The organism is Micrococcus sp. (assembly GCF_030523875.1).
Classification (GTDB): domain Bacteria; phylum Actinomycetota; class Actinomycetes; order Actinomycetales; family Micrococcaceae; genus Micrococcus.
Genome location: NZ_JAUNHR010000084.1, coordinates 1 through 8,995, shown reverse-complemented (window position 1 = coordinate 8,995; position 8,995 = coordinate 1). Strand labels below are relative to the sequence as shown.

Here is an 8,995-nt window from a genome sequence, read left to right as displayed (position 1 = left end):
AGAGGATGTCGAACTCGGCCTGCTTGAAGGGCGGGGCCATCTTGTTCTTGACGATCTTCACGCGGGTGCGGTTGCCGACGGGGTTGCCGCCCTCCTTGAGGGTCTCGATGCGGCGGACGTCGATGCGGACGGAGGCGTAGAACTTCAGCGCCTTGCCGCCGGTGGTGGTCTCCGGGGAGCCGAAGAACACGCCGATCTTCTCGCGCAGCTGGTTGATGAAGATGGCGGTGGTTTTGGTCTGGTGCAGGCGGCCGGTCACCTTGCGCAGCGCCTGGGACATCAGGCGGGCCTGGAGGCCGACGTGGGAGTCGCCCATCTCGCCCTCGATCTCGGCGCGCGGGGTCAGCGCGGCCACGGAGTCGATCACGACGATGTCCAGGGTGCCCGAGGAGACGAGCATGTCCATGATCTCGAGGGCCTGCTCGCCGGTGTCCGGCTGGCTCACCAGGAGGGCGTCCGTGTCCACGCCGAGCTTGCGGGCGTAGACGGGGTCCAGGGCGTGCTCGGCGTCGATGAACGCGGCGATGCCGCCGTTGCGCTGGGCGTTGGCCACGGCGTGCAGCGCCAGGGTGGTCTTGCCGGAGGACTCCGGGCCGTAGATCTCCACGACGCGGCCGCGGGGCAGGCCGCCGATGCCGAGGGCCACGTCCATGGCCACGGAGCCGGTGGGGATGACCTCCACGGGAGCCTGGGTCTGCTCGCCCAGGCGCATGACCGAGCCCTTGCCGAACTGCTTGTCGATCTGGGCGAGGGCGGCGTCGAGCGCCTTCTCGCGGTCCGTGGTCGCCTTCTCGGCGGCGGTCGCCTTGCTCATGGTTCACTCCTGGGTCTGATCCGTGCTCGCGCGGGTCCTCCCGCGGCTGCCTGATGTCTGGAGAGTACGGGCCGCGGCGGACACGTTAGGGGTCCGACGGCCGGGCTGGGGATCGCCGGGTCCTCCCGGCACCTGTGCAGGACTCTACCCCATGCTTCGAACACGTGTTCGAACCCGGGCGACCCCGATCACCGGCCCGGGCCGGATCAGCCCCTCGGCGGGATGTCGCGCCCGAGGCGTCGGGACTCGGGGACCCCGTTGAGGTCGCACACCGCGAGCCACACCTCGCGCGGGTCCGCCCCGGACGCGAGGGCGTCCGAGGCGGTGGTGTCCAGGCCCGGCAGGTGGAGGGTGTCGGCCATGAGCTCCGCCCGGGCGGGGCCGAACTCCTCCGCCATCAGGCGGCGGAACTCGCTGGCCCTCACGCCCGCGCGGCGAGGGTCCCGACCGGCGGGACGTCGTCGGCCGTCATCTCGGCCGGCACGGTGTCCGGGATCGCCACGCCCTCCTGGTCGGCGAGCCGGTCGGAGACCTCGCGCAGCAGGAAGGACATGGGGATCTCGAGGGCCTCGCAGATGGAGGCCAGCAGCTCGGAGGAGGCCTCCTTCTGGCCGCGCTCCACCTCGGAGAGGTAGCCCAGCGAGACGCGGGCGTCGTGGGAGACCTCGCGCAGGGTGCGGCCCTGGCGCTGGCGGACGTCCCGGAGGACCTCGCCGATCTCGTGGCGGAGGATGGGCATGGCGCGCTCCTTGAGCTCGGGGGCGGGCTGACGGCGGACGGGCTCGTCGCTCACCCAGCGGGTGACGCCGTTGGCATGGACGGGGTGTCGCATCATGTGTGATCGCTGCTCCTGAGGTGGCCGGCGGGCGGTGCGGGAGCGATGTCGTCCCTGGACCCGGCGTCGCGGTGATCTTGAGTCGTTCAGGACAACGTACCGGTGCCCCCGCTCATTCCCGGCGTCCGGAGACGCTCGACTCCCCCGACCGCCCCGGCCGTCCGGCGTCCTCGCCCCCGAGCTCGTCCGCCAGGCGGCGCCGTTCCAGCTCCCTGCGGGAGTAGGTGGCCGTGCGGATCCGGTCCGAGTCGTCGAACCCGGCGCCCACCGCGCCCGCCATGGTGCCCATCGACGTGGACAGCCACACCAGCCGGAGCATGTCCGTCATGCCCGCGTGCTCGCCGAGCTGATGGGAGAGGTAGGACATGGGGATGATCACGGCGGCCACCACCGCCAGCACCGCGAACAGGCCCGCGTAGACCGCCGTGCAGGCGATGCCCACGGTCGCCAGGGTGGAGAGGTTGTCCAGGGCCGGCCGCCCGCCGTGCCGGCCGCCCCGGACCCACAGCCCGTTGGTCAGGATGAGCCACAGCACCAGCATCACGACGGCCAGCACCGTCACCGCGGCCAGGCGGAGCAGGCCCATCTGGCTGGACAGGGTCCAGATGGAGCCGAAGAACACGCCGTAGGCCCCGGCGGCGCCGGCGGAGGCCACCGCCCACTTCATCCCCCGGGCCAGGCGCAGGGGCCGGTTGGCCGCCACCATCCCCAGCAGGAGCCGCGCCGTGCCGCCCGGACCCTTGACGAAGACCGTGGAGAGGTCGTCGTCCTGATCCGATCCACGGACCTCCGTGTCCGCTACGGGTGTGAGGTCCTCCCCCGCGACGACGCCGTGGCCGGGCGAGGCGTCCGCCCCCTCGGGCGCGGCCCCGTGCGCACCACACCCAGGGCCGGCACGCACACCGAGGCGACGCCGCGGTGCGGCATCACGTCCGCGACGACGCCGCGGCCCTCCTCGAAGCGCGGCAGGTCGACGACGGCCACGACCGTGTCCCAGCCGTTCTCCTCCGCGAGGCGGGCGGCCTCCCCCTCCAGGAGGAGGTGCCCGTCGGGGCTGACGGGGAGGACCTGCTGCCGCACCTCGACGCTCCACCGGACGGATCCCCCGCGCCGCTCGGCCAGGAGGTCCGGCAGGGTCCGGGCCGCCCGCTGGGCGAGCTTCCAGGGGACGCCGGGGTCGGCGATCAGACCGATGCGACGCTCGTCGGAGGAGGAGGGACGGGAGGCATCCCGCCGCGACGCGGCGGTCCGGGGAGGGGAGGACACCACCCGAGCCTAGGGGGCGGGGTGCCCCGCGGCGAGCGGCGGCGTCCCGAGGGCCCGCAGCAGCGCCAGGACGCGCTCCACGGTCCCGGCCCGCACGGCCGCCCGGTCCCCCGTCAGGTGCAGCTCGAGGCCCAGCGCGGCGCCGTCGTCGTCCTCCACCACGTCCGTGGGGGCGGGCGCGAGCGCGCGCAGCGCCGGTGCCAGCACCGGGCCCACGGCGAGGCCGACCATGACGGTGCCCACGGGGCGCCCCTGGTGCGACTCGGGGCCGGCCACCCCCGTGGTGGACGCCCCGACGTCGGCTCCCAGCGCCCGGCGCGCGCCCGCGGCCATCTGCCGGGCCACCTCGGGGTCGACGGCGCCGCGCGAGGCCAGCAGGTCCGGGTCCACGTCGAGCAGGTCCGTCTTCACCGTGTTCTGGTAGGCCACCACCCCGCCCTGCAGCACGGCGGAGGCTCCGGGCACGTCGGCCAGCGCGGCCGCCACGAGACCGGCGGTGAGGGACTCCGCCGTGGCCAGGGTGACCCCGGCGGAGGTCCCCCACGCGATCACCGCGCGGGCGTCCGCCGATCCGCCGCCGACCGCCTCCGAGGCCTCGATCCCAGGTCCGCTCACCGGGCGCCGCCGTGCGCGGCCAACCAGTCGCGGCGCAGCCGGACGGCGTCCCGCACGTACTCGATGCCCGTCAGCACGGTCAGGACGGCGGCCGCCCCGATCACGGTCCAGCCCAGCCACGGCCACCAGCCGCCCAGCACGGGCGCCAGGGGCATGAGCAGCAGGCCGATGCCCGCGGCCTGCAGGACGGTCTTGAGCTTGCCGCCGCGGCCGGCGGGCATCACGCCGTACCGGATCACCACGAAGCGCATCAGGGTGATGCCCCACTCGCGCACGAGGATCACGGCGGTGACCCACCACCACAGCTCCCCGAGCAGGGAGAAGAGGACGAGCGCGGAGCCGGTGAGCAGCTTGTCCGCGATGGGGTCGGCGATCTTGCCGAAGTTCGTCACCAGGCCGCGGGCGCGGGCGATGTCCCCGTCCAGCTTGTCCGTGTACATGGCCACCACGAACAGGGCCACCGCGATCCAGCGGGCCGTGGTCGAGTCGCCACCCCACGGGCCGCCGACCCACATCGCCCACACGAAGAACGGCACCATGACGATGCGCAGGCCCGTGAGGACGTTGGGGAGGTTGAACTCCGGGGTCTTCTCCGCCGGGGCGGGGGCGCCCGCGGCGCGGTCGCCTCCCCCGGTCAGCGTCCGGTCAGCTGCCACGCGTCCTCCGATTCCTCGTCGTCGTCCTCATCGTCCCAGCTCGGCGCGGCCGGCCGGGAGTCCAGGTCGTCCCCCACCATGTCCCCCGAGGACCAGCGGTCCGGCTCGCCGCCGGTCGCCGGGGCGGGTGCGGCGGCAGACGCCGCCGGTGCCGCCGGGGCGGCCGCCTGCGAGGGCGGGGTGTCGCCGCTGATCATGGCGAGCACGTCGGCCAGGTCGTCCGGCTTCACGAGCACGTCGCGCGCCTTGGACCCCTCGGAGGGCCCCACGACGCCGCGGGACTCCATCAGGTCCATGAGCCGGCCGGCCTTCGCGAAGCCCACGCGCAGCTTGCGCTGCAGCATCGAGGTGGAGCCGAACTGCGTGGTGACCACGAGCTCGACCGCCTGCAGCAGCAGGTCCAGGTCGTCCCCGATGTCCTCGTCGATGACCTTCTCGGACTTCTCCGGGACCACGTCCTCGCGGTACTGCACCTGCATCTGCGTCTTGACGTGCTCGACGACGGCGTGGATCTCGGACTCGTTGACCCACGCCCCCTGGACGCGCATCGGCTTGGACTTGCCCATCGGCAGGAACAGGGCGTCGCCCTGGCCGAGGAGCTTCTCGGCGCCCGGCTGGTCCAGGACCACGCGGGAGTCCGTCACGGACGAGGTGGCGAAGGCCATGCGCGAGGGCACGTTGGCCTTGATCAGGCCGGTGACCACGTCCACCGAGGGGCGCTGGGTGGCCAGCACGAGGTGGATGCCGGCGGCGCGCGCCAGCTGTGTGATGCGCACGATCGCGTCCTCCACGTCCCGCGGGGCCACCATCATCAGGTCGGCGAGCTCGTCCACGATCACGAGCAGGTACGGGTAGGGGCGCAGCACGCGCTTGGAGTCCGGCGGCAGGGTCACCTGGCCCGCGCGGACGGCCCGATTGAAGTCGTCGACGTGCTTGAAGCCGAACGCCGCGAGGTCGTCGTACCGGGTGTCCATCTCCTTGACCACCCACTGCAGGGCCTCCGCGGCCTTCTTGGGGCTGGTGATGATGGGGGTCACCAGGTGGGGCACGCCCTCGTACGCGGTGAGCTCCACGCGCTTGGGGTCCACCATCACCATCCGGACCTCGTCCGGGGTGGCCCGCATGAGGATCGAGGTGATCATCGAGTTGACGAAGGAGGACTTGCCCGCGCCGGTGGCGCCGGCCACGAGCATGTGCGGCATCTTGGCCAGGTTCGCGACGACGTACCCGCCCTCCACGTCCTTGCCCACGCCCATGACCATGGGGTGATCGGTGCGCTGGGCGGCCTGCGAGCGCAGGACGTCGCCGAGCGCGACGACCTCCTTGTCCGTGTTCGGGATCTCGATGCCGATGGCGCGCTTGCCCGGGATGGGGCTGAGGATGCGGACCTCGGAGGAGGCCACCGCGTAGGCGATGTTCTTCTCGAGGGCGGTGACCTTCTCCACCTTGGTGCCGGGGGCGACCTCCACCTCGTAGCGGGTCACCGTGGGGCCGCGGGAGAAGCCGGTGACCTGCGCGTCCACCTTGAACTCGGTGAACGTGGTGGTCAGGGCCCGGACCACGCGGTCGTTGGACTCCGTGCGCTCCTTGGGCTGCGGCCCGGCGGGCAGCAGGGAGGACTGCGGCAGGTCGTAGGTCCCGTCCCCGTCCAGGGTCTCCTGGCTCCCACGGGCGGGCTCGTGGGTGACCTCCGGCACGGGCTCCGGTCGGCTGACGGAGGGCACGGTCGGCGCGGGCTCCGCCTCCTCCTCGGGTTCGGTCGTCTCAGGCGCGGCGGTCCGGGCGGGCGCGGCGGTCCGGGGCCTCGGGGCGGGGAGCACCTCGGTGGGCTGCTCACCGGCGGCGTGGGACCCGGCCGCGGAGGGGTCCGCCGGGGCGGGGGTCTCCTCGATCACGGCCGTGTCGTAGGCGCGGGCCTCGCGGACGGGGGCGGCGGGGGCCTGCTCCTCGTCCCCGCCGCGGCCCAGCAGGCGGGCCAGCAGGCCCGGCCTCCTCCTGGGCGTCGGTGTGGCGTGCGCACCGTGGGCGGCGTGGGGGGTGTCCAGGTAGGACTGGTCGTGGTCCGGGTGGGTGCGCCCGTGCGGCCGGTCCTCGGAGGACAGGTCGAGGTCCTGCTGCTCGCCCCGGTGCTCGGCGCCGGAGGCCTCCCGACGGGCGCGGCGGGCCTCGGCGCGCTCCTGGCGGCGGCGCTCGGCACCCTCGGGGTCCTGGCCCGTGAGCCACGCGTAGGCCCCGCGCAGCCGGGAGCCGATGGAGCCGACGGGGGTGGCGGTGAGCACCAGCAGGGAGAACACGGCCAGCGCGAGCATGAGGATCCACACCGGCACGGCCGTCAGCAGCGAGGCCAGGGGCACGGTGGCGAGGTAGCCCATCATGCCGCCCGCGTGCAGGACGTCCGCGAAGGCCTCGGCCGCCGAGGGCAGCCCGCCGACCAGGTGGGCGATGCCGCTGCCGGCCACGGTGGCCATCAGCAGGCCGATCACGATGCGCCCGTTGTCCCGGTGGTCCAGGGGGTGGCGGAAGCAGCGGACGGCGACCACGGCCAGGACGATCGGCACGAGCAGGGCGAACCACCCCACGGTGCCCCCGACCACGGGGTGCACCACGCGGCCCACGGCGGTGTCCCGCAGGCCCCACCACTCGATCGCGGCGACGAGCCCGGCCACCAGGATCAGGAGCAGGCCGGTGCCGTCCCGACGGTCCTCCCGCGGGATGCGCACGTCGCGCCCGGCCTTGCGGACGGCCGCGCCGACGGGGGTGGCCAGGGCCATCCACGCCGTGCGCAGGGCGCGCACGGGCGCGGGCTGCTGGTCGCGGTCGGAGGTGGCGGCGGACGCGCCCTTCCCCGAGGAGCCCTTCGCGGTCCGGGCGGAGCCGGACCGGGACTTCGACGAGGAGGACGACGACCGCGCGGGGGAGGTACGGGTCGCCATGGGATCCAACGTACCGTGCGCCCCGGACGCGGAGAGCACGGGGACGGGAGCGCGGGCGCGCACCCCGCCGGCCTGGGCCCGTCAGAAGCGGATGCCGGCCTCCGCGAGGTCGGCGCGGATCGCCTCGAGCTCCTGCTCGGTGGCGCGCACCAGCGGCAGGCGCACGGTGTCCGTGGGGATGACGCCCTGGGCGGCGAGCACGGCCTTCGAGGCGACGGCGCCCTGGACGTGGCCCATCACGCCGCGCTGCACGGGGTCGAGGGCGTAGTGCGCGGTCCGGGCGGCGGCCAGGTCGCCGGCGCGGACGGCGTCCACGAGCTCGCGGTACAGGCCGGGGGCCACGTGGGCGGCCACGGAGACCACGCCGACGGCGCCGAGCGCCATGAGCGGGAGGGTGGCGCCGTCGTCGCCCGAGTACAGGTGCAGGTCCGTGTGGGCCAGCACCGTGGTGGTGGACTGCAGGTCGCCCTTGGCGTCCTTCAGGGCCACGATGTTCTCGTGCGCGGCCAGGGCGATCAGCGTCTCCGGCTCGATCGGCATGACGGAGCGGCCGGGGATGTCGTACACCATGACGGGCAGCCCGGCGGCGTCGGCGATCGCCTCGAAGTGGGCGCGGATGCCGGCCTGGTTGGGCTTGTTGTAGTACGGGGTGACGATCAGCAGGCCGTCCACGCCGGTCTCGGCGGCCCTGCGGGACAGCTCCACGGAGTGGGCGGTGTCGTTGGTCCCGGTGCCGGCGATCACCTTGGCCCGGTCCCCCACCGCCGCCACGACGGTGCGGAACATGGCGAGGTTCTCCTCGTCCGTGAGCGTGGAGGTCTCGCCCGTGGTGCCCGTGACCACGAGGCCGTCCGCCCCCTGGTCCACGAGGTGCTCGGCGAGCGCGGCGGCCGCCCCCAGGTCGACGGCGCCGTCCCGGTCCATCGGCGTCACCATGGCTGGCACGACGGTGCCGAAGGGCAGGTCGGACGGGTTCACGGGTCCAGGCGCGGCAGTCATGGGGCACACCCTACCTGCGAGGATGGCCCCGTCCCCGTGTGCGGCGCACCTGCGACGCCGGGCTCCCGTCCGGCCGCGCGGCAGCCCCGGCCCGCCGTCCCGGGACGACCCCGCCGCCCCCCCCGCCGAACGAGGTGCCCATGCCCGTCTCCCCCCGCCGCCTGACCGGGGTCGACGCCGCCCGCGGCGTCGCCCTGCTGGGGCTGGCCGCGGTCCACGTGACCGATCCGGTGACCGCGGCGGGCCACCCCGATCCGCTGCACCTCGTCTTCTCCGGCGGCGCCGCCGCCCTGTTCGTGACGCTGGCCGGCGTGGGCCTGGGCCTCGCCTCGGGCGGCCCCTCCCCCGTCCCGCCGGGGGCGGCCGCGGTGCTGCGCCGCCGCACGGTCCGCCGCGCGGGACTGCTGTTCCTGCTGGGGCTGGCCTGCGGGGCCCTGGGCACCCCGGTGGCCGTCATCCTGTGCCACTACGCGCTGCTCTTCCTCCTCGCCCTGCCGCTGCTGCGGCTGCCCGGACGCACGCTCGCGGCGCTCGCCGGGGCCTGGCTGCTCCTGGGTCCCGTGCTGGTCTTCGGCCTGCAGGCGGCCGGGCTGGCCGCCCTGGGCCGCGAGGCGTTCCTGCAGGAGGCCCGCCTGTGGACCTCACCGGCCCCGTCGGACCTGGCGACCCCGGTCCTGCTGCTGGCCGACCTGCTGCTGACCGGGTACTACCCCGTCCTCTCGTGGGGTGCCTTCCTCACGGCGGGCCTGGCGATCGGACGGCTGGACCTGCGGCGTCGGCGCACGGCCGCCGCGCTCGCGGCCGCGGGGGCCGCGGCGTGGGCGACGGCGACGGCGGTCGGGGCCGTGGTCCGCGGCGCCCCGGGCGTGGTCCCGGC

The 8,995-nt window shown here is 74.6% G+C and carries 10 protein-coding genes; 1 reads left to right on the top strand and 9 read right to left on the bottom strand.

The window, feature by feature from the left end; translation table 11 throughout:
- From recA to dapA, 9 genes are all read right to left on the bottom strand, one after another.
- On the bottom strand, positions 1-814 hold an 814-nt coding region (recA, locus tag Q4D18_RS09900), incomplete at its 3' end, for a recombinase RecA (protein WP_303127870.1).
- Positions 815-1,020: 206 nt separating this feature from the next.
- On the bottom strand, positions 1,021-1,239 hold the full coding sequence (locus Q4D18_RS09895) for a DUF3046 domain-containing protein (protein ID WP_303127868.1): 219 nt from the start codon (positions 1,237-1,239) through the stop codon (positions 1,021-1,023).
- Entirely contained in the window at positions 1,236-1,649 is a 414-nt protein-coding gene (locus Q4D18_RS09890) for a helix-turn-helix domain-containing protein (protein WP_303127865.1), read from the bottom strand. Before Q4D18_RS09890 ends, Q4D18_RS09895 begins: the two co-directional genes overlap by 4 nt.
- Positions 1,650-1,761: 112 nt before the next feature.
- Positions 1,762-2,355 (bottom strand): hypothetical protein, encoded by a 594-nt coding sequence (locus tag Q4D18_RS09885; RefSeq protein WP_303127863.1) that lies wholly within the window; start codon positions 2,353-2,355, stop codon positions 1,762-1,764.
- Positions 2,356-2,447: 92 nt separating this feature from the next.
- Complete coding sequence (locus Q4D18_RS09880) at positions 2,448-2,915, bottom strand: hypothetical protein (RefSeq protein WP_303127862.1); 468 nt, start codon at positions 2,913-2,915, stop codon at positions 2,448-2,450.
- Positions 2,916-2,924: 9 nt separating this feature from the next.
- Positions 2,925-3,467, bottom strand: a complete 543-nt coding sequence (locus Q4D18_RS09875; protein WP_303127878.1) for a CinA family protein — start codon at positions 3,465-3,467, stop codon at positions 2,925-2,927.
- A 59-nt stretch (positions 3,468-3,526) separates the two neighbouring features.
- Positions 3,527-4,168, bottom strand: coding sequence for a CDP-diacylglycerol--glycerol-3-phosphate 3-phosphatidyltransferase (pgsA, locus tag Q4D18_RS09870; protein WP_303127873.1), 642 nt, complete (start codon positions 4,166-4,168; stop codon positions 3,527-3,529).
- Positions 4,165-7,119: a DNA translocase FtsK gene (locus tag Q4D18_RS09865; RefSeq protein WP_303127860.1), complete on the bottom strand. Its 2,955-nt coding sequence runs from the start codon at positions 7,117-7,119 to the stop codon at positions 4,165-4,167. The genes pgsA and Q4D18_RS09865 overlap by 4 nt, the downstream gene beginning before the upstream one ends.
- Positions 7,120-7,200: 81 nt before the next feature.
- A complete protein-coding gene (gene dapA, locus Q4D18_RS09860; protein WP_303127859.1) occupies positions 7,201-8,118 on the bottom strand; it encodes a 4-hydroxy-tetrahydrodipicolinate synthase in 918 nt (305 codons plus the stop codon).
- Positions 8,119-8,258: 140 nt separating this feature from the next.
- Between dapA and Q4D18_RS09855 the strand changes: the two genes are divergently transcribed.
- A partial coding sequence (locus Q4D18_RS09855; protein ID WP_303127857.1) for a heparan-alpha-glucosaminide N-acetyltransferase domain-containing protein occupies positions 8,259-8,995 on the top strand: 737 nt, incomplete at its 3' end.

Excerpts from the sequence above, each read along its gene's own strand:
- dapA (WP_303127859.1), bottom strand. The coding sequence starts at position 8,118 with ATGACTGCCGCGCCTGGACCCGTGAACCCGTCCGACCTGCCCTTCGGC.
- Q4D18_RS09890 (WP_303127865.1), bottom strand. The coding sequence starts at position 1,649 with ATGATGCGACACCCCGTCCATGCCAACGGCGTCACCCGCTGGGTGAGC.
- Q4D18_RS09885 (WP_303127863.1), bottom strand. The coding sequence starts at position 2,355 with ATGGTGGCGGCCAACCGGCCCCTGCGCCTGGCCCGGGGGATGAAGTGG.
- Q4D18_RS09865 (WP_303127860.1), bottom strand. The coding sequence starts at position 7,119 with ATGGCGACCCGTACCTCCCCCGCGCGGTCGTCGTCCTCCTCGTCGAAG.